This is a genomic window from Microcystis sp. M31BS1 (assembly GCF_020245285.1).
GTDB lineage: Bacteria > Cyanobacteriota > Cyanobacteriia > Cyanobacteriales > Microcystaceae > Microcystis > Microcystis panniformis.
This window is the reverse complement of record NZ_JADBVE010000278.1, coordinates 1-18,357: the sequence shown is the minus strand read 5'-3', so window position 1 is coordinate 18,357 and position 18,357 is coordinate 1. Positions and strand designations below refer to the sequence as shown.

Below are 18,357 nucleotides of genomic sequence, written 5' to 3'. Positions count from 1 at the left end.
ATTGTTATCGCTTTAACTCTTGTGTCGGCAATGAATTGGCAATTAATCAGAAATTAATATAAGCAATTATTGTAGGTTGGGTTGAGCGAAACAATACTGGGTCGAAAATGGCTCAATTCGATTGTTTAAGCGAAACCCAACAACTCCAAAGGTTACTCTTTGTTGGGTTTCCTTGCGTCAACCCAACCTACGAGGCTGTAACCTTTATATGTTACATTTTACAAGTCTCGACGCGAGAGAAGATTCTCGCCACCAACGTACCAAGTAAAAAAAGGCTCGCTAGGGAGGTGTCCTAGGGGTGCTTTTAGGTCAAAAGTAACATCCCTGTAGTATATCCAGCTATTATTCACTCGCCAGCCTACTCTATCTCCGAAAGCGTTCCAAACTCCTTTATTATACTCCCGCGTCCCACCGAGTTCGCGGTAAATTTTCGCCTGCACGGAAAAACCAAAGCGACCGCCACTATATTTAACCCATAATTGGTCAATGGTTCGCAAATCCTCGCAGGGAAAATTATCGATATCCTCTACCCGTAGCCATCCCTCTTTTGTTCGGTTAGCTACCTGTAGCATCACTCTTGCGGTTTCGGAGTCCGCTTGCTTCCATTGCTGCCGTTTTAATAAATCTTCTAATTTCCGATAATCGATTCCTTTGGCGCTTTTAAGCTGAATAGATGGGGGAGTTTGGGGAACTGAAATAACGGGATTAACGGGTTTTTGAATAGTTGTCTGGGGTATAGAGACTGATGTTTTTATCTGCAAAGCTTGCAACACTTCCGAGGCGGATTGATAGCGTTTTTTCGTCCCGAACTCGATTAATTTATCCAGAATATTCCCTGAATCATTACTAACAGGATTATCCACTAACCACTGTCGCCATACCCATTCATGTTCCCCCCCATCGAATAAATCAAAGGGAGATATTCCAGTTAATAAATAAAGGCAAGTTACACCCAAACTATACAAATCACTGGCATTAACTGCCTTGCCATTTCCCTGTTCTGGGGCAATATATTCGGCAGAACCGATAATTGTTCCTGTCATGGAACGATTTAAAGGACTGACAAATTTTGCTGCGCCAAAGTCCACTAAAATCAATTTATTATCTCTTTTTCTGCGAATAATATTTTCTGGTTTAATGTCGCGATGAATTACTTGTTTACTATGAATAAATTCTAGAATCGGTAAAATCTCTGACAAAAGATGTTTAATTTTAGCTTCGTTAAATACTCCTTCCTCTTTTAATTCTTGTTCGAGATTTTGTCCTTCGATATATTCCTGGACGAGATATTGTCGCCCATCATTAGCGGTAAAATAGGCGTAAAGTTCGGGGATTTGTGGGTATCTTCCCAAACTATCTAAACGAATCGCTTCTTCTTTAAATAATTCTGCTGCTTTTTGTAAAGTTCCTGTTCCCTGCGCTGACGGGAAAAATTGTTTAATCACACAATAGGGTTTTGAGGGTTTATCCTCATCTATCGCTTGAAATGTCTTGCCAAAACCCCCTTGACCGATTAATTTTAGCGCTCGATAACGTTCTCTGAGCAGTAATTGAGAACCGCACTTATGACAGAATTTATCCGTGGGGGTGTTTTTGTGCGAACAATCGGGATTGAGACAGAGACTCATGGCCGTTTGACAAGTATGGGAAGATTAACCCCTATTATACAAAAAGAAAGCAAGCTAGGGCGACTCTAGTGGGTAAATTTTCTCTGATAATTGATTGAAAATACCGATAAAAATAGGTGAGTTAGCAAAGCGTAACCCACCCGATATCTATTTGCGGTTTTAAACCGTTTCTACCAAGGGACGGGTTAACTTATCCAACTGTTGGGTTAACAGACTCAGGAATAAACCCACATCGGTGACAATACCGACGGATTCTACGGAACCTCGATCGCTTAATTTTGTCACCACGGCCGGGTTAATATCAACACAGACCATTTTCACCCCCGCCGGTGTCATATTACCCACACCGATGGAATGGAGCATACTAGAGAGCATAAGAATCATGTCTGCACCTTGAATTAAGCGGGAATATTCTTCCTGTGCTTTAATTAAATCCATCTCCGTATCCGGAAGCGGACCATCATCGCGAATTGAACCGGCCAAACTGAAGGGGACATTATTCTTGACGCATTCATACATTACGCCTTTTGTCAATACCCCGGCCGATACAGCTTTGGCGATGCTGCCGTGGCGACGGATGAGGTTGATAATCTTGAGGTGGTGACGATGGCCACCGCGCACGGGGATGCCTTTCTGCATATCTACCCCTAAGGAAGTACCCATGATCGCCTGTTCCATATCGTGAACTGCGATCGCATTCCCCCCCAGTAAAGCGTGAACGTAACCATCGCGGATTAAACGGGAGAGATGTTGCGCTCCTCCAGTGTGAATGACCACCGGACCTGCCGTTACTACCACTTTACCGCCCTGGTCGCGAATTTGGCGCATTTCCCAGGCAATCTGCTCCACGGTTAACTCGACTCGGCGCTCGCTGGAAACCCCCGCACCCATAAAGGTAAATTCCTGGGTGCTGTTGCGTTGTTCCCTGGATTCCGCCTGTCGGATAGTACGGATGCCCTCAACTCCCACCATAACGCGATCGCCAGCTTTTAAATCCCGCAGCAGAGTACATTTCGCCGTTTTGCCTTCCGGACTTTCAGTGACGACGATGGCTGCATCCATGCGTTGATTTTCCACCCGCACCCATTCACAGCTAACCCGCACTTCCGTGGGATAGATGGTGCTGACATAAAAATCATCGGGAGCGACCCCATCTTGTGCCACCACTGCGGTATTGACATCACAGATTTCTTGGGGACGAGCGGCCGCACCGAGGTCGATCAATTGTACCATGATCTCCTCCATTACCTCGTGAGAGGGTGCAGAAACCCGCACTTCGGCCGAGGAGGTACTTTGACGCTCAATCCCTAAGGTGAAGTTTAAAACCTTGAAGCTGCCCCCATTTCCTACCACAACATCGAGAGCTTTATTCATAATTCCCGCGTCGAGCAGATGACCTTCTAGCTGGAGAATGCGACTTTCAATGGTGACATTTGCGTGATGGTCTGGAATTAGGGGTTCCGTGGTACGCAGGGTTAAACATTTAGCGGCTCCTCCTGCTTTTAAGAACTCCGTCAGGGGAGTTTGTACCACTTCAAACCCTTTTGACGCTAACTTATGTTGTAAATCGTCACTAATTTTATTCATGACGATTACTTCACCGATATTCACAGCATTACAAGCAAAGTTAACCGCATCGGCTTCTTCAACGATAATGCGTTTTTCTTCGGGAATTTTTAACTCAATTAACCGATTAGAATAGGCATCAAAAGCATCAGGATAGTAGAGGAGATAACCGCCACTAAGGGGACAAAAACAGGTATCAAGGTGATAGAAACGTTCATCGATTAAACGTAGGGATAAAACCTCGATATCGAGCCATTTAGCGATTAAAGGGTGGGAATCTAACTCAGTTCTGAAGCCATATCCTGCCCATAACCAACGTCCTTCCCGATCTAATAATGCGTCTCCTGCACCTTCAAAGGGTAAATCTTTGGGCAGTTCGTGAACCGTAAAACCGTTATCTTCAAACCACTGTTTAAAATAGGGTTCTTCTCCCTGTCTTTCTTTGTGTAAAAAGCGACTGAGAACGACAGTTTTTTCCAGAACTAAACCTGCATTAGCGGTAAAAACCATGTCGGGCCAGCCTTTTTCTGGTGGGACTAAATCCACGAGCGCCCGATCTTTGAGAACATGATAAAGCTGCTGCCATTGTTGCCTAGCTTTTTCCTGGGAAGATTTGTGAATGTTGCCCTCCATCCAAGGATTAATCACATAATCCACATCGTAATGATCGGGAGAACACATCAAAAAGCGAATAGTTTCAGTCATATTTTTTGACAATGAATATTCAGTATAAGTAGTCTGGAGATAAGTTTAGACCAATCTTCCATTATACTCTACTTTGCCCCAAAATATCACTAGGCCTAAGATTAGGACAATTCCCGCTCTACAAGCTAAAAACAGCCTGATTCTAGCCGATAACTGACGGCTAGAAGCTTAAATTATTGTAAATCCTGATGTTTAAATAACCCCATAAATTTCGATTTGCGTCCGTGTTCCTTAATTAAACTTTCCCGATAAGTTTGCCATTCTTCCCGTCTTCCCGACATATAAAAGGCATTACGAGCTTTTTTCAGCCATTTAATCGCTTCTTCGTAGCGATCAGCCTTTTTTTCGTCGAGTATCTTTTCCGCAGGAGGACGCGCGCGATCAATCACCCAGTTAGGATCCACGGTAGCAGCCGCATCCATTATCCGCCAAATTAGATGAGACTGCACATAGGAATTATCAGAAACGACTTTAATTGCATCTCTAACTAAATTTTCGTGGAGAAATATATCGATTTTAGCCTCTGTGGAACGTCCACCGCTAAACTCGCGCAAGTAATCTAACAAGTCTAATTTTAAATCGGGCCAATCTTCCCCAGCTAAAGACTCAATTTTTTGGTAATGGGAAAAGGAAGGTTGGTCTTGAAATGCCTTAATTCTAGCAGCCAAAGCTGTATCTATATCCCCTAAAGATTGCGCTAGTTCACTTGTCCAGAGAGCTAATTGATAATAATAATTCCCAGGGAAATTTAGACCACCCCTGGCGATTATGAGAGCGGATTCTGGTGCAGATTCATCGCGTAAAGCTTTGGCAAAAAAGAAGGCTTCATCGTTTTTAGTTATCATGTTTTTTGATGCTGCCATCGCTTCCTCAATGCGATCAAGATAGACTAACTTAGTTAGGTATTCTACCACTTGTCCTGAAGCTAAAGCTAGATTCAAATACTCCTGATCTTTTTCCTGTTGCTCGAAAATTTCTAAGCGAATAGAAGTTAATGTTTGGGCATAATCGGGGATATTCCCTGACCACATTTCTGAAAAATTAGCCGATTCTCCCCGTAAAATCTTCTCTAAAACTGGATCGTCCCATCCCTGTTGTAAGGCTGCTAAACTCATCTCAAAATCGGCACTCCATTCATGCTGCCATTGCTCGATTTTTTCCCTTAAATCTTGCTTTTCTTGGGGATTAAATTCCTTGCTTAAAATTGCCGCAGTTAAAACTCGATCGATTCTAGCACTTAAATCATCATTGACCCCATCATAATCTTCTAAATTATCCCATTCCTCGATACAGGCGCTAATAATTGCTTCTAAAATAGCGATTGCGTTATCGGGTTCTCCCTTTTGATAATAATCTTTGGCCTCATCCACCAGGGCATAAATTTCATCAGAAATTGGATCTTCTTCGTAGTAATCTTCTTCGATCGCTCGCAGGGATTGCCGCAGTTCATTACGGACAGTATTACGATAAGCTTTGACATTAATAGTTATCTTCCCTCCCGCTTTATTAACTGGGGTAGCTGGTACTAAAAACTTATCAATTGTCTCGATAATTTCTGGGTGTTTAGCCACTAAATGATTAAGCAATTTTCTTAATTTACTTTCATCAATCGGTGTCAATAACTCCTCTAAAGATGCTTTTTTGATAATTAATTCTGGTTGACGAGAACAGGTTAATAAAACCGCCACAATATGCTTACACCAACCCTCATAATCGTAGGGACAGGAACAGGAGACATTCTCAAGGTTTTCTTGGTTAAAATCTATGGCAACTCGATAGGGTTTAACCTCACTACCACTCACTAAAGCTTGTAGATTTTGCCCCCGTTGCCAAAGAGAAATAACTGCACCGCTATCGTAATAATATTGACCGCGCTGATAGGAAGCATTGGTGCTATTTTGCTGGATAATTTTTTCATTGATAGGAGGAATAGTCATAGTCAGAAAAGGAGAGGATTGGGTGATAAAATCTTGTCTGTGGCAATAAAACTGCCAGTAGCGAGGCAGACCACTGCATCAGCAACCGAGTCAACTTATCTTCAGTTTAGCCTAAATGTGCTATAGTGAAGACACTATGGAAATTAAAAACATTCCTCTGTCCCAAATTCGTCGTCCTTTACCGCGACAAACCGATCCCGAAAAAGTTAATCAGTTGATGCAATCGATCGCTGAGGAGGGATTACGGGAACCGATCGATGTTTTGGAGGTGGATGGTAAATACTACGGTTTTTCCGGTTGCCATCGCTTTGCCGCTCATCAGCGTCTCGGTAAAGAAACAATTCTCTGTCGAGTTCGTCGCGCTCCTAAATCTGTTTTAGCTAAACACATCGCTTAAGCTGAGAAGTCCCATGAATGAGTCCTTATATAAATATCATCGGCAAAAATTAGAGCAGTTAATGGCAAAAATTGGCTGTAAAAACCTAGAAGAATTGAGTCGGTTATCGGGTCTATCTTCTTGGCAATTGCAGAGAGTTCGCCATGGTTTAATCGCCAAATTATCCTCTGAATCTTTGGTGAAATTAGCTAATGGGCTGCAGCTGCCAGTTAGTGATCTTCTCGCTCATTTTCAAATTCCGACGATTGGGACAGAGGATCGTTCAGGGGAATTAAAAATTCTCGAACAAGAGTATCAAAATTTACAGCAAAAATTAGACAAGCAAAAAGAAGAATTAGCCGCAGAATTTCAAAGTCAAAGCATCGAAGCGATCGAATCTTGGTTAGTTCAATGGCCCACGGCCGAGGCCGTTGCCCGCAAAAATCCCGACCTAGCAGCGGTGAAAATCCTCTCCTTAGTTAAACCGATTATGCAGTTACTGGAGCGCTGGGGAGTACAACCAATTCACAGTGTCGGTGATCATGTTAGTTATGATCCGCAGATCCATCAATTGATCGATGGTCAGGCAGAAATTGGTACACCTGTTCTAGTGCGTTATCGGGGCTATCGTCATGGGGAAAAACTACTTTATCGTGCTAAAGTGAGTTTAATTAAAGTAGAAATGCCAGAAATTCAACCAGCAGAAACAGAAAATGTCACCGCTTAAAGTGATAATTCTTGCAGAGCTTTGGTGATGCGAAAAATTCCCTGGTGGTCTGCTTTTATCTTATCGGTAAAGATTGCAATCCAAAACAAAGACCTTGACAGACTCTTGTTAGGAAATTTAAGTCCAAAGTAGCGATTGTATCCTGAGAACTATGATAATAGGGATTACGCATATTAGCAGTATCTGTCACCATAATTGCCGAATAACCGCAATCCCAAAAGGGAGAATGATCGCTGCGTCGAGTATCGGGGACGATATAACCTGCAAAAATTACCGGCAACCATTCGCAGGGAGTCTGATTTTCCCGCAGGACTCGACTGAGAAACTTTAAATCCTCGCGGGTTTTGAGATTGCCAATCAAAGCAATAAAATCCCCAGTGTTGGGGTAAAAATATTCTAGAAAAGCTGGATATTTTTGAGAATGGGGATTTTTATCACAGTAACCGAGCATTTCTAAGGACAACATTAACCTTAAATCCTGCTTAGTTTGTTTTAATTTTTCCGAATATGCAATGCTCCCCAGTAATCCGTATTCTTCTAGATCGAAGGCAATTAAACGAATTGGATAATTAGCCTGATTTTCCCCAAAAAACCTCGCTAATTCTAATAATACCGCTAATCCCGTGGCGTTATCGTCGGCCCCTGGCGACCCCGGCACCGTGTCATAATGAGCGCCAATTAAAATCGGAGGTTTTTGACTGTTGTTAGGCAAATCCAAGATTAAATTTTCGTAAACTTTTCCCTGAAATGGGAAAAAATGTGATTCAACCTTTCCCCAATTGCCTAATTCTTGCCGCAGATATTCTCGCACATAAAAATGTCCTTGACTAGAGAAAAAAGGGTTTCTTTCTCGGACAATTTGTTCTAGGTGTTGGCTTAAGCGATCGCTAAGAAGATCAAACATTGATGGCAGCAGATAATTTAATCAAAAGAGCCAATGGATAGAGAAACTGAGGGAAAAATCGGGGAAAATAATAATTGTTAATTATAAAATATTCTGTGGAGCTAAAATCATGACAAATCTCCAGTGGACTAGCTATGATTGTATCGTTGTTGGGGCGGGATTAGCAGGATTAATCGCCGCGCGGAATCTCCAGAGGCAAGGTCATCAAGTTCTGGTGATCGAAGCGCGAAATCGTTACGGTGGTAGAATGTCTGGTCAATATCTCCCCTCCGGACAGTGGATCGATCGAGGTGGTCAGTGGGTGGGTCCAACCCAAGAGCGTTTTTTAGCCCTTCTTGATGAGTATAAAATACGTCGTTTTCCCTCTCCCAATCAGGGAAAAACCGTCCTAGTCTTTAACAACAAACGCTATGAATTCAATGGTTTTTTTCAAGGTTTCCACGAGGGAGAAGTACCCGATATCGGCGCGGCAGAATGGCAAGATGCGATGTCAGCATGGGCGCGTTTTCAAGAACTAGCCAAAACTCTACCTTCAGGTTATCCCCAAAGCAACGATCACACCAAAAAACTAGACAGTAAAACTTTTGCCCAGTGGATTGAAGAAAACACCAGCACAGATTTTGGTCAATGGTATTTTGCTTATATGGCCCGTGCAGTGGGTTTTCTCGGGCCGGCCGAACCCCAGCAAGTCTCACTGCTGCACGTTCTTTGGGGACAAAATTGCGCCCCTCAGGCCGAACATCCAGAAGCCGAACTGATCCATGGCGGAGCCGGACAAATTCCCGACAAGATCGCGGCGGAATTAGGAGAGCGAATTCGACTGGGGGAACCGGTTGTTCGCCTTAATTATGACTCGGCCAGTGTGACCGTAGAAACCAGCCAGAACACTTTTACTGCCAAATTTGCCATCATTGCCATGCCGCCCCATCTCGCCGGCCGCATTATTTATCATCCCCCGCTGCCACCCCAGCGACAACAACTAACCCAACGAGTACCGATGGGATGCTGCGCTAAAGTCCTGATTTCCTATGAGCAACCCTTCTGGCGAAAACAGGGACTAGCGGGACTTGCCCAAGGGAATTGTCAATGGTTGGAACTCTGTGCTGATAGTTCCGATCCCGAAACCGGCGTCGGGGTAATGGCCACCTTTGTGGTTGGCGATCGCTATAACCGTTGGCGCTCCATGAGTAGTCCGGCGCGCCGTGCCGCCGTCCTCTCGGATTTAGCTATTTATTTCGGTCAAGAGGCTCTTTTCCCGATCAGTTACGATGAGGTGGATTGGCCCGGGGATACCTGGACTGGTGGCGCATATTCCGCCTTTATGCCCCCCGGAGTCTGGACAAGTTTCGGCGAGGCTCTTTTTACTCCCGTCGGACCGATTCACTGGGCCGGCACAGAAATGGCCGATCGCTGGCCGGGATTTTTTGAGGGAGCGATCCGCACCGGTGAGGCGGCAGCCGATCAAATCGCCTTGCTTTTGCGGGAAAAATGAGCATTTACAGGGCTAGGACACTTTTTAGGTCAAAAAAGTCATCATAGTCAAGTTTCGTGGCTAATAGGGCAGAAAAATCCTAAATCATCACTATTTCGCCCTGGTAATGTTCGACGAAATACTGCACACGATGACGATATTCTTTAATTGTCCGATCGACCCATTCCCGCTGCTCACTGTTAGCGTAGATATGCACTAAAGGTTCTCCGGCATCGGGTAAAATCAATACCCAGTCATCATTAAGGGGATTAATCACCTTGACTCCATCGACCAACTCTAGATTATCGGTAGCGTGAGTTTCCACCAGATAGCGCATCAAAGATCCCTTGACTTTCCAAGGACAACGCACCGCCGTATTCTTATTGTAAATGCGCGGTAACTCGGCCCGCACCTGAGCTAGAGAACGTTCCTGAATGGTTAACATCTCCAAAAGTTTCGCCACGCTGAACATGGCATCGAAACCGGGATGTAATTGCGGAAAAATAAAGCCAGTTTGCCCAGAGCCTCCTAAAACCACATTAGGATTAGTTTGACATCCTTCCATTAAAGCGCTAGGACTGGCTTTTGTCCGCACCACCCGGCCATCGTGACGACGTGCGATCTGTTCCACGGCACTAGAAGCATGAACTGGCACTACCACTGTACCGCGCGGATGGGCGGTCAGAATTGTATTCACCATTAAAGCAGTTAATTGTTCCCCGCGAATCGATAAACCACTCTCATCGACGAGGACTAATTGTTCCCCGTTGGCCGAAACTTGTACGCCTAAGTTCGCTTTCAGGGCCTCCACCACATGGCCCAATTGATGGATCAGTAACTCTCTTTCCTGCATGGAAAGGGCATTCTGACGTAAACTGGCATTGAGAACCACGGCATCACAGCCAAATTTAGCCAGTAATTCCGGTAAAATTGCCCCTGAGACTCCGTAGGCGTAATCAATGACGATTTTGGAACCACTATTGCGAATGGCCTCCACATTTAGCTGAGTTTCAAAGGTTTTGCGGTAATTATCGAGAATATCAGCTGGATAGGACATACTGCCGATTTCCTGCATTCCCACCCGTCGCAGATCTTCTTTGAAATAAGCGCCTTCGATTTTCTTTTCCTTGGCTTTGGAAACATTAATTCCTTTTTCGTCTAAAAACTCGATTAAGAGAAAATCCGGGCGATCGGGATGGATACGGACGTGAATGCCACCGACTACGTTTAATTTAGCCACTAAAGTCCGGGAAATCGGTAAAGCATTCGCTTGTAGGTTTTGGATATTCACCCCCACGGACATTAAACCGGCAATCAGCGATCGACTGACCATGCGCGAGACACTACGTTGATCCCGGGAGACGATTACCGTTGACCCCGGTTTCAGGATGGAACCGTAGGCTGCCCCCAGTTTAACGGCGAATTCGGGCGTGATATCGATGTTAGCCAGGCCCGATACTCCTCGTTGACCAAAGAGGTTTTTATGGGCAGTATTTCCCCAAATCAGGTTAATATTGAGGATGGCTCCTGATTCGATCTGTTTACTCGGCCAGACTCTGACCCCAGAATTGATCTGCGCTTCTTCCCCGACGATCGATAATTGTCCGATCACCGCACCTTCGTGTACCTGGGCCCGTCGATCGATTCTGGTTCCTCTAGCGATCGTACAAGCGGCTAAATTGACCTCATCCCCGATCACCACACCATTCCAGAGGATGGGACGTTTCAGATCGGAACCGGCACCGATGGTGACATTATCGCCGATAACCGAACCCCTCTCGATCAGAACATTTGCACCGATGCGGCAATGATTGCCGATCATGGCCGGGGCCTCGATCTGGGCGCTAGGATCGATATAGGTATTAGTGCCGACCCACACCCCGGGGGATTTTTCTCGATAGGGAAATTCCAGGTTAACTTTGCCAGATAAAGCGTCGTATTGCGCTTCTCGGTAGGCCTCCAGATGACCGACATCGCACCAATAACCATCGGCCACATAACCATACATAGGTTCGCCCCTTTGCAGCAGCAGCGGAAACAAATCTTTAGAAAAGTCGGCTTCTTCTTTGTAGGGGAGATAATCGAGGACTTCTGGTTCAAGAATATAGGTTCCGGTGTTGACGGTATCGGAAAAAATCTCGCTAGTGGATGGTTTTTCGATAAAACGGCGAATTCTGCCTTCTTTGTCGGTAATCACTACCCCAAATTCGATCGGATTGGGAACGCGCGTCAGGACGAGGGTTGCTTTCGAGTTTTTGCTTTTATGGAATGCGATCGCTTTTTGCAGGTCAAAATCAGTGATACTATCGCCACTAATCACCAGAAAGGTATCATCTAACCATTCGGCAATATTTTTCACACATCCTGCGGTGCCTAGGGGTTGATCCTCCTCCACAGCGTAGGTAATTTTTACCCCAAAGTCGCTGCCGTCTTGAAAGTAGTCGCGCATGACATCCGGGAGATAGTGCAGGGTGGTGATAATTTCGGTAATGTCATGCTTTCGCAGTAAATTGATAATATGTTCGGCGATCGGACGGTTGAGAATCGGAACCATCGGTTTGGGAAGATCACAAGTAAGCGGACGTAATCTTGTCCCCGAACCACCTGCCATTAGTACCGCTCGCATAACTTCCTCCCAAGGCTATCTTTTCGCCGTTTTTAAATAGTTTTTGCAAATTCTGGCTTTAGTTTTTCTATCTCGATCGAGCTAGTTCCTAACCGGCATTCTAACACCGTCTCCCGGATTCAGGACAATATTTTCTTTTCCCAAGTCGGCAAAACCCAAGCTTAAAATGAGAGATGTGAATTGTCTAAATCTAAGGATGAGATGGCATGAGACCCGTTATTTTTATCTTAATAATTGCTTATGGTTTCGTTGGTTGGAAATTCTGGAATGGGTACAGAAGCACTAATTTTAGTTCCAGTTTACCCAATCGTTTAGCTCTAACACTGTTCTGGCCGCTTCTGTTGGCTGTTAATCCCGCCTATCGCAAGAATTTTCAAAAAGCCCTCAAGGGCAAATAAAATTAACATATTGCCAAGGTTGCGGCCATAAAACAGAAAGTAGCTGGGTATCGATGGCAATCAACAGTTTAGCCATGGATGGCTTATCATGGTTAGGGAAAAAAGGGGTCGTAGCTCAGTTGGATAGAGCGAGTGCCTCCTAAGCACTAGGCCGCCGGTTCGACCCCGGCCGATCCCGCCTTTTTCAGTGAACAGTAAACAGTGAAAAGAGACCGGGAAACTGCTATTTATAGCGCTTTTCACGTTATTGAGGTATCGACAAGTTTTGCCAACAAAGGACTTAAGCTCCTTAAACAGTGAAAAGAGACCGGGAAACTGCTATTTATAGCGCTTTTCACGTTATTGAGGTATCGACAAGTTTTGCCAACAAAGGACTTAAGCTCCTTGCCCATGCCTCATTCTGATGAAAACTGCTATAGCGTTCATTATCAAAATATCTACGGGCTTAATTAAGCCCGTAGGCACGGCTGCGGGCAACTTCTAGAGGTTAGGCTTGATCGCTTCTGTTCTCGTTAATCTGTCGGATGATTTCAATCATTTGAGCGTGTCGATCATCCATTCTCTCTAGATGCCGGTAAAAATCGGCTTGAGTCTCATAAAAATCTGATTGTGCGCTTGCTATTCGAGCTAGGTAATCGTAAAGCCCTTTTTTCTCCTGTTTCCGTTCTTCGCGGTCACTAGCGACGGCATCAGCTAGGGATTGAATAGCGCGAGCGTTCGATTCCACTATTTTCTCGATCCGCTCTAATCTGTCTTCTGACATTTTGGTAAACTCCTAATAGACTAATTTCTTGTCCCCCACCGATGCCCCTCGGATGGCGGAATAATACTAAATCCGTTGAGTATAGGCTATATATCAGGACAGCCGAACGGCAAAAGGCAAAAGGGGGAATAAATAACCAGTTTTTAATAACCGGATTTAGTATCACTCAAAACTTGAAACTGATCACTGATCACTGATCACTGATAACTGCTATTTATCTTCTCATTCTGCCCTTAACTTGATACCAAAGCCTTCTTAAACGTAGATCGAGAGAAAAACCCCGACGGGTGGGAATAACAATCGTGCCACCGATGCGATCGTGGAAAGCGCGGTTCAATTGCTCATCACCGATCGCCATACCACAATCGGCGAAAAGGGGCGAAGATAATAAAATCAAGCTTAAAGGATTGCCAAAAAAAGTATTTAACCCTACCATCATTAAAGCTGCCCCGCCACCAGCGATCGCCTCTCGTTTGCTTAACTCCAAAATTCCGGGTAAACGCTGAAGTCGTAGATCGATGATCTTCATATCCAGGGCCCAACGTCCTAAACTCTGACCCTGATTCTGCGCTACCAATAACACCCGCAAACACCACCAGATCAGGAGAAAAAGGAAAAATTGCAGTACAGGCGAACTGTTGGCAAAGGAGCTTAAAAACCAGATCGAGGCAAAGTCGATCAGGAAAGCATAGGCCCGACGATCTAAGGGAATTTTCGGAAATTTTTGCGGTAGATTATCTTCAGGTGGGATGGGGTAAACCATAAAAGACCTCTTGTAAAAATCAAAAATTGTTGTTAGGGTTAGGAGTCAGTAGCCAGTAGTCAGGAGTCAGGAGAATTAAGAATGAATAATAATCAGTTAAATGGTCTCTTTACAGAATTTATGCCATTTAATCCTTATTTTTGCAGTTTTTGAACCCTGAAAAATTAATTATGCAAGAGGTTTAAAGTCAATTCTCGGAAAAATCCTGCGGTTTATCTTCTACTCTAATCGGGAAATTGGCAATTCTAGGATAGTTGTCCCTTGTCTTTTTTCTCCCCCTGTCTCGGAGTCTTCTGTCTGGGAGTCTGCTTACCTAACCGAAGATTTTTGATTTTTGCAGGAGATATAATTATTAATCGACTCGGAGATCTAAGCTACCATTGAGCAAAGGTAGCCCAGAATACAGGGATAATCATGGAGCAAGATTCATTAACAACGGAGGTTATTCTGACCCATCCGCGGCAAAGTTTGGGAGAGATACAGTTGGATTGGATGCCACAACCGGGTAATTATTTGGCCTTAAAAGGACAAACCTATGCGGTTTTGGAACGTCACCACCAGTACCAATACAAGATTGGTGGCTATTGTTTACGCAAAATTTCCCTTTATGTACAAACTGCTCCCACTCCTAACGAAAAAAGTTTGATTGAAGGACGTTGGGTGATGGGGGATGCTAGTTGTCATTTTAACGCCAGATCTGAACTGTTGCGCTGTGCGATTAACCCCTCCGGGCCCTGTCAAGATTGTCGTTTTTACGAAACTATTAACCCTTAAAAGAGCCTTTTTCGGCAATAATCTGGCTATATATTGACAAATCACCCATGAATCATCCTTACTCTTGGATCGAGGATAGCTTAAAAACCCTCCATCGGGCCAATTGGTATCGAAGGGTTAAAACCATTCAAGGCCGGGGCGGAGCCGTTATAGAATTAGAGGGTCGATCGCTGATTAATTTTGGCAGTAATGATTATCTGGGATTAGCAGCCGATGAAAGAATGATCGCAGCAGCCATAGCAGCGACACAAAGCTATGGAACTGGAAGCACCGGCTCGCGTCTATTAAGTGGACACCGAGATATTCATCGAGATTTAGAATTAGCGATCGCATCCTTTAAAAATAGCGAAGACGCGATTGTTTTTAGTTCGGGATATTTAGCCAATTTGGGGACAATTACCTGTTTAGTGGCGCAGAAAGACCTGATTTTAGGCGATCAATACAATCACTCTAGCCTCAAAAATGGAGCCAAGTTAAGCGGTGCCACGGTGAAAGAATACCGGCACAATAGTCTCGAAGACTTAGAAAATCAGTTATTAGCCCACCGTCATCACTATCGTCATTGTTTACTGCTCACTGATACAGTGTTTAGTATGGATGGGGATATCTGTCCCCTAGCGGGAATTCTCGCTCTAGCCGAGATTTATAATTGTATGGTTTTGGTGGATGAGGCCCACGCTACCGGAGTTATGGGGGAAAATGGCACAGGTTGCGTGGAATATTGTGGTTGTCAAGGACGGGAATTAATTCAGATGGGGACCCTGAGTAAAGCTTTAGGCAGTTTAGGGGGATATGTGACCGGAAACGCCAAAATTATCGATTTTATCCGCAATCGCGCCGCCACCTGGATTTATACTACCGGTTTATCCCCCGCCGACACCGCCGCCGCTAAAATGGCTTTAGAGATTATTCGTCTGGAACCGGAACGTCGCCAAAACTTACACCAAAATATTAATTTTGTCAAGAGTAAATTAAATAATTTTAATATATTGCCTTCGGAAGCGGCGATTTTATGTTTACCGGTGGCCAATCCGGGTAAAGCCCTAGAATTATCGCAAAAACTGCTAGAAAAAGGGATTTTTGCCCCCGCCATTCGTCCTCCTACCGTTCCCACCAGTCGTCTGCGATTTACTGCTATGGCCACCCATAGCCTCGCCCATCTAGAGATTCTTGTCCAGTCTATTGGCGAATCTTTCCCCACATAGGGAAAAAGTTTTTCGTGGGAAGTGGGGAACAACTAAGTTGAGCGGCGGTTAGCATCCTTGATCCCATCATCAAGCTCTCTAGCCTGGCCGCTCCAACGACTTGTTAGACTGGGCTTTCGCAATAAGTTTACGACTTCTCTGCCGCTTGCTGCTTCCTTTTTGCGTAGGTCTGCAAAGATTGCATCCAAGTCATAGTTGAAGGACTTGGCATACTCTTCACGGATTCGGTGGATCTCCTCGACAATTTCATCTGTCCACATGACTTAATCTCCCATTAGTTCGTTGGGTGTGCAAAGGATAGGCAATACATAGCCACAACCAAGGGTAATCTCAGCTAACTTACCCTGTATTTGAGCATTAGCAATATGCTTACAGTTCCACGTTAACAGATAATCCATGCCGTGGACAGTTGCGGCGGCAATGTGGATCGCGTCAACTTTCGCTTTTGGAGGCAGATTACTGCGGGTTAAGAATTGTTTAGCCAAATCTTGTGCAGCGTCATTCAATGCTAACAAGGGAAAATCACGCAAAATATCCAGCCTTTGGGAGGCGATCGCTGTATCCCCTTTAGCTACTTCCTCTAGGACAGCCTCCGAAGTGTACAGAATAAAGTCGTTTCGACGAAATTCCCACCATTCCCGTGTTATTTCAATATTGGCAGCAATAATCAGGTTTTTGGTCGATCTGGCTGTCAGATAACCAATAACACTGGTTTCAATATAGACGGTTTCGCTCACGGCAATCTAGAAAATCTATCCCACGTCTATCCTACTGCATTTAATCTTGGTTTTGAGGGAGTTGGGTAACAGCCGTCAACCCAAGCTACAAGAGCAGCGATCTGCTACGCAGTGCCTTCGGCATCGCACTCAGTCCACCAGAGCGGCATCGCACTTAAACCCACAGCTTCAATCAATGTGCATGGTGCGTTCCCCAAAAATCGATCGGTGGAGCAGTAGAGTCACATTAGGGAACGCACCCTACGAATTATGCTGCGGCAGGTTTAGGGACTCTTGAAAGGATTGACAATTTTCAGCCCATCAATGTCTGAATACCCAAAGTCTTCTGTATAGAGAGTTTCGACGTTTGCTTCCCAACAAGCAGCAACCACCATCGAATCCCAATGAGACAAACTAAAACGGCTCATCAAGTCCTCAGCGCGATTAATCACAGCCCAAGTTGGCAAAGCTGTGTACCAAACCTGTTGCAAATCTCGAATGTACTGATAGGCTTGCGCTCTGTCATACCCAAATGGCTCAAGTTTGCGGCTTGCCGCTAAATATTCGCAGGCAACCTGCCAAATTAAAACTCCCTCTGTCAGATTAGCTACTAGAGAAGCTGCGATTGCCTGCTTACTAGGATTACGCGAATCATTGACGTAAATTAAAACATTTGTGTCAACGGCGTTCATGCAACATATCTCTAGTAAACTGGGGAGCATTAGAGGGAATGGGGTTTTGTTGCATTCGCTCAACAAGCAGCCTTAAAAAATTCTGCCTAGCCGCAATATCGGTAATCTTTGGGGGAATAATTTGAGGTGATTTTACAAAAAGCTCCACCTCAGTGCCGTCAGGTAAATCGTAAGCTGTTTGAAGGATGAACGTACCACTATGATAAATTGCTTTCAAGGCTTGGGGCATGGGGAAATCTCTATCATAAGAGGGTGATTTAGTTAGCTGCTTACAGTCTAGCCTACACGAAGCAAATCCCGTGACGAACAATAGTCTGATAGCTTCATGTCCATATATTGCCATGCCTGACTATATCTGACTATATTTCTATTGAAACTTTACAATACATCGCTATCAATGGGGAGTATAACTTGAGCCTTGGCTTTTGTAGCAGGTAAACCCCGCCGCACTACCGCCTGAGCAAACATTTCTGGCGTAATCTCTGGACAATCTGATCAATCAATATCTTCATCGCTCATCGCATCCAATCGTTGCCAATCAGTTTGAGGGTTACTCGAAGTAGGTTCGTTGTTCATATTTCGTCGCTTTTCTTGCAGAAATAATACGGGTGCAATCCTCACGTTCTGTATGGACAACGGCAATCACTCGCCCTTGCAACAAACCGAATGTGACAAAACGCTGCTCTCCATAACCGTAACGATCGTCCTCAACCGTTACAATATCGCCATCAAACCCACATTCCGCACCCTAAGTGTCACAACGTCTCAAAAGAGGAAGATGCCTGAGTCAAAATACTTATCTAGAGGAGTGAGTTGGCGGCAAGCTGCCACCAACTAAGCCGAAAATTTCAGGGTTCCCCCGGTAATTCTCAATAAACAGTGCTTGTTGAGAATGACCAGGCAATCAGACTTAACATCTAGGGGGAGATGTTCCAGTTGCTCGCTTTGTTTTGTCGGCTCTTCGGTAATTGTTATGCAAATAATTAACTTAAAATAAAATTCGATGAGAGCAACTACGCTCAAAAGTAGCTGAAATTCATACAGGGAAAAACTTAAGGTACAAACAGGTTAATGCCAAAAGATAGACAGGCTCTTCGGGAATTGTT

General features: G+C 44.6%; 17 protein-coding genes, 1 tRNA gene and 1 pseudogene. 7 read left to right on the top strand and 12 right to left on the bottom strand.

Annotated elements, in window-relative coordinates; all coding sequences use genetic code 11:
• Nucleotides 1-218 precede the first annotated feature (218 nt).
• The 3 genes from IM509_RS16290 to IM509_RS16280 form a co-directional block, all read right to left on the bottom strand.
• Complete coding sequence (locus IM509_RS16290; protein WP_185236848.1) at nucleotides 219-1,628, bottom strand: GUN4 domain-containing protein; 1,410 nt, start codon at nucleotides 1,626-1,628, stop codon at nucleotides 219-221.
• 159 nt (nucleotides 1,629-1,787) lie between these two features.
• Nucleotides 1,788-3,899 carry a bifunctional arginine dihydrolase/ornithine cyclodeaminase gene (gene argZ / locus IM509_RS16285; RefSeq protein ID WP_185236847.1) on the bottom strand — a complete coding sequence of 704 codons (2,112 nt, stop codon included), beginning with the start codon at nucleotides 3,897-3,899 and terminating at the stop codon, nucleotides 1,788-1,790.
• Between the two features lie 173 nt (nucleotides 3,900-4,072).
• Complete coding sequence (locus tag IM509_RS16280; RefSeq protein WP_052276617.1) at nucleotides 4,073-5,836, bottom strand: SWIM zinc finger family protein; 1,764 nt, start codon at nucleotides 5,834-5,836, stop codon at nucleotides 4,073-4,075.
• Nucleotides 5,837-5,951: 115 nt separating this feature from the next.
• Here IM509_RS16280 and IM509_RS16275 point away from each other — a divergent pair, with 115 nt between their 5' ends.
• Together IM509_RS16275 and IM509_RS16270 are read left to right on the top strand one after the other, a co-directional pair.
• Entirely contained in the window at nucleotides 5,952-6,233 is a 282-nt protein-coding gene (locus IM509_RS16275; RefSeq protein ID WP_052276618.1) for a ParB N-terminal domain-containing protein, read from the top strand.
• Nucleotides 6,234-6,246: 13 nt separating this feature from the next.
• Nucleotides 6,247-6,939: a helix-turn-helix domain-containing protein gene (locus IM509_RS16270; RefSeq protein WP_052276619.1), complete on the top strand. Its 693-nt coding sequence runs from the start codon at nucleotides 6,247-6,249 to the stop codon at nucleotides 6,937-6,939.
• A 55-nt stretch (nucleotides 6,940-6,994) separates the two neighbouring features.
• Here the strand turns inward: IM509_RS16270 and IM509_RS16265 are convergent, their stop codons facing one another.
• Nucleotides 6,995-7,843: a M28 family metallopeptidase gene (locus IM509_RS16265; RefSeq protein ID WP_052276620.1), complete on the bottom strand. Its 849-nt coding sequence runs from the start codon at nucleotides 7,841-7,843 to the stop codon at nucleotides 6,995-6,997.
• A 109-nt stretch (nucleotides 7,844-7,952) separates the two neighbouring features.
• Here IM509_RS16265 and IM509_RS16260 point away from each other — a divergent pair, with 109 nt between their 5' ends.
• Nucleotides 7,953-9,335: a flavin monoamine oxidase family protein gene (locus IM509_RS16260; RefSeq protein WP_052276621.1), complete on the top strand. Its 1,383-nt coding sequence runs from the start codon at nucleotides 7,953-7,955 to the stop codon at nucleotides 9,333-9,335.
• Between the two features lie 79 nt (nucleotides 9,336-9,414).
• Here IM509_RS16260 and IM509_RS16255 read toward each other — a convergent pair whose 3' ends face one another.
• Nucleotides 9,415-11,940: a mannose-1-phosphate guanyltransferase gene (locus tag IM509_RS16255; protein WP_185236846.1), complete on the bottom strand. Its 2,526-nt coding sequence runs from the start codon at nucleotides 11,938-11,940 to the stop codon at nucleotides 9,415-9,417.
• 206 nt (nucleotides 11,941-12,146) lie between these two features.
• On the opposite strand from IM509_RS16255, the gene IM509_RS16250 reads away from it, so the two are divergent.
• On the top strand, nucleotides 12,147-12,338 hold the full coding sequence (locus IM509_RS16250; RefSeq protein ID WP_002747148.1) for a hypothetical protein: 192 nt from the start codon (nucleotides 12,147-12,149) through the stop codon (nucleotides 12,336-12,338).
• A gap of 104 nt (nucleotides 12,339-12,442) precedes the next feature.
• Nucleotides 12,443-12,516: transfer RNA gene (locus IM509_RS16245), tRNA-Arg, on the top strand.
• 309 nt (nucleotides 12,517-12,825) lie between these two features.
• On the opposite strand, the gene IM509_RS16240 is transcribed toward IM509_RS16245, so the two are convergent.
• Both IM509_RS16240 and IM509_RS16235 read right to left on the bottom strand, forming a co-directional pair.
• The gene (locus IM509_RS16240; protein WP_002738957.1) at nucleotides 12,826-13,101 is read right to left on the bottom strand and encodes a hypothetical protein; all 276 of its coding nucleotides are present in this window, start codon (nucleotides 13,099-13,101) and stop codon (nucleotides 12,826-12,828) included.
• Nucleotides 13,102-13,315: 214 nt separating this feature from the next.
• Nucleotides 13,316-13,864, bottom strand: coding sequence for an RDD family protein (locus IM509_RS16235; protein ID WP_185236845.1), 549 nt, complete (start codon nucleotides 13,862-13,864; stop codon nucleotides 13,316-13,318).
• Nucleotides 13,865-14,278: 414 nt separating this feature from the next.
• On the opposite strand from IM509_RS16235, the gene IM509_RS16230 reads away from it, so the two are divergent.
• Nucleotides 14,279-14,638: a DUF6464 family protein gene (locus tag IM509_RS16230; protein WP_052276624.1), complete on the top strand. Its 360-nt coding sequence runs from the start codon at nucleotides 14,279-14,281 to the stop codon at nucleotides 14,636-14,638.
• Nucleotides 14,639-14,685: 47 nt separating this feature from the next.
• On the top strand, nucleotides 14,686-15,843 hold the full coding sequence (gene bioF / locus IM509_RS16225; protein WP_052276625.1) for an 8-amino-7-oxononanoate synthase: 1,158 nt from the start codon (nucleotides 14,686-14,688) through the stop codon (nucleotides 15,841-15,843).
• A 32-nt stretch (nucleotides 15,844-15,875) separates the two neighbouring features.
• Here bioF and IM509_RS16220 read toward each other — a convergent pair whose 3' ends face one another.
• From IM509_RS16220 to IM509_RS16200, 5 genes and pseudogenes are all read right to left on the bottom strand, one after another.
• Nucleotides 15,876-16,103, bottom strand: coding sequence for a hypothetical protein (locus IM509_RS16220; protein ID WP_016516502.1), 228 nt, complete (start codon nucleotides 16,101-16,103; stop codon nucleotides 15,876-15,878).
• A gap of 3 nt (nucleotides 16,104-16,106) precedes the next feature.
• Nucleotides 16,107-16,580 (bottom strand): type II toxin-antitoxin system VapC family toxin, encoded by a 474-nt coding sequence (locus IM509_RS16215; RefSeq protein WP_052276626.1) that lies wholly within the window; start codon nucleotides 16,578-16,580, stop codon nucleotides 16,107-16,109.
• 263 nt (nucleotides 16,581-16,843) lie between these two features.
• Entirely contained in the window at nucleotides 16,844-17,251 is a 408-nt protein-coding gene (locus tag IM509_RS16210; RefSeq protein WP_002789708.1) for a PIN domain-containing protein, read from the bottom strand.
• A complete protein-coding gene (locus IM509_RS16205; protein ID WP_052278449.1) occupies nucleotides 17,238-17,480 on the bottom strand; it encodes an antitoxin family protein in 243 nt (80 codons plus the stop codon). Before IM509_RS16205 ends, IM509_RS16210 begins: the two co-directional genes overlap by 14 nt.
• Nucleotides 17,481-17,801: 321 nt before the next feature.
• Nucleotides 17,802-17,984 (bottom strand): annotated as a pseudogene (locus IM509_RS16200) (BrnT family toxin); the annotation flags it as partial.
• Nucleotides 17,985-18,357 lie beyond the last annotated feature (373 nt).

Coding starts and splice junctions, on each gene's coding strand:
- IM509_RS16290 (WP_185236848.1), bottom strand. CDS start 1,628: ATGAGTCTCTGTCTCAATCCCGATTGTTCGCACAAAAACACCCCCACG.
- argZ (WP_185236847.1), bottom strand. CDS start 3,899: ATGACTGAAACTATTCGCTTTTTGATGTGTTCTCCCGATCATTACGAT.
- IM509_RS16280 (WP_052276617.1), bottom strand. CDS start 5,836: ATGACTATTCCTCCTATCAATGAAAAAATTATCCAGCAAAATAGCACC.
- IM509_RS16275 (WP_052276618.1), top strand. CDS start 5,952: ATGTGCTATAGTGAAGACACTATGGAAATTAAAAACATTCCTCTGTCC.
- IM509_RS16270 (WP_052276619.1), top strand. CDS start 6,247: ATGAATGAGTCCTTATATAAATATCATCGGCAAAAATTAGAGCAGTTA.
- IM509_RS16265 (WP_052276620.1), bottom strand. CDS start 7,843: ATGTTTGATCTTCTTAGCGATCGCTTAAGCCAACACCTAGAACAAATT.
- IM509_RS16260 (WP_052276621.1), top strand. CDS start 7,953: ATGACAAATCTCCAGTGGACTAGCTATGATTGTATCGTTGTTGGGGCG.
- IM509_RS16255 (WP_185236846.1), bottom strand. CDS start 11,940: ATGCGAGCGGTACTAATGGCAGGTGGTTCGGGGACAAGATTACGTCCG.
- IM509_RS16250 (WP_002747148.1), top strand. CDS start 12,147: ATGAGACCCGTTATTTTTATCTTAATAATTGCTTATGGTTTCGTTGGT.
- IM509_RS16240 (WP_002738957.1), bottom strand. CDS start 13,101: ATGTCAGAAGACAGATTAGAGCGGATCGAGAAAATAGTGGAATCGAAC.
- IM509_RS16235 (WP_185236845.1), bottom strand. CDS start 13,864: ATGGTTTACCCCATCCCACCTGAAGATAATCTACCGCAAAAATTTCCG.
- IM509_RS16230 (WP_052276624.1), top strand. CDS start 14,279: ATGGAGCAAGATTCATTAACAACGGAGGTTATTCTGACCCATCCGCGG.
- bioF (WP_052276625.1), top strand. CDS start 14,686: ATGAATCATCCTTACTCTTGGATCGAGGATAGCTTAAAAACCCTCCAT.
- IM509_RS16220 (WP_016516502.1), bottom strand. CDS start 16,103: ATGTGGACAGATGAAATTGTCGAGGAGATCCACCGAATCCGTGAAGAG.
- IM509_RS16210 (WP_002789708.1), bottom strand. CDS start 17,251: ATGAACGCCGTTGACACAAATGTTTTAATTTACGTCAATGATTCGCGT.
- IM509_RS16205 (WP_052278449.1), bottom strand. CDS start 17,480: ATGCCCCAAGCCTTGAAAGCAATTTATCATAGTGGTACGTTCATCCTT.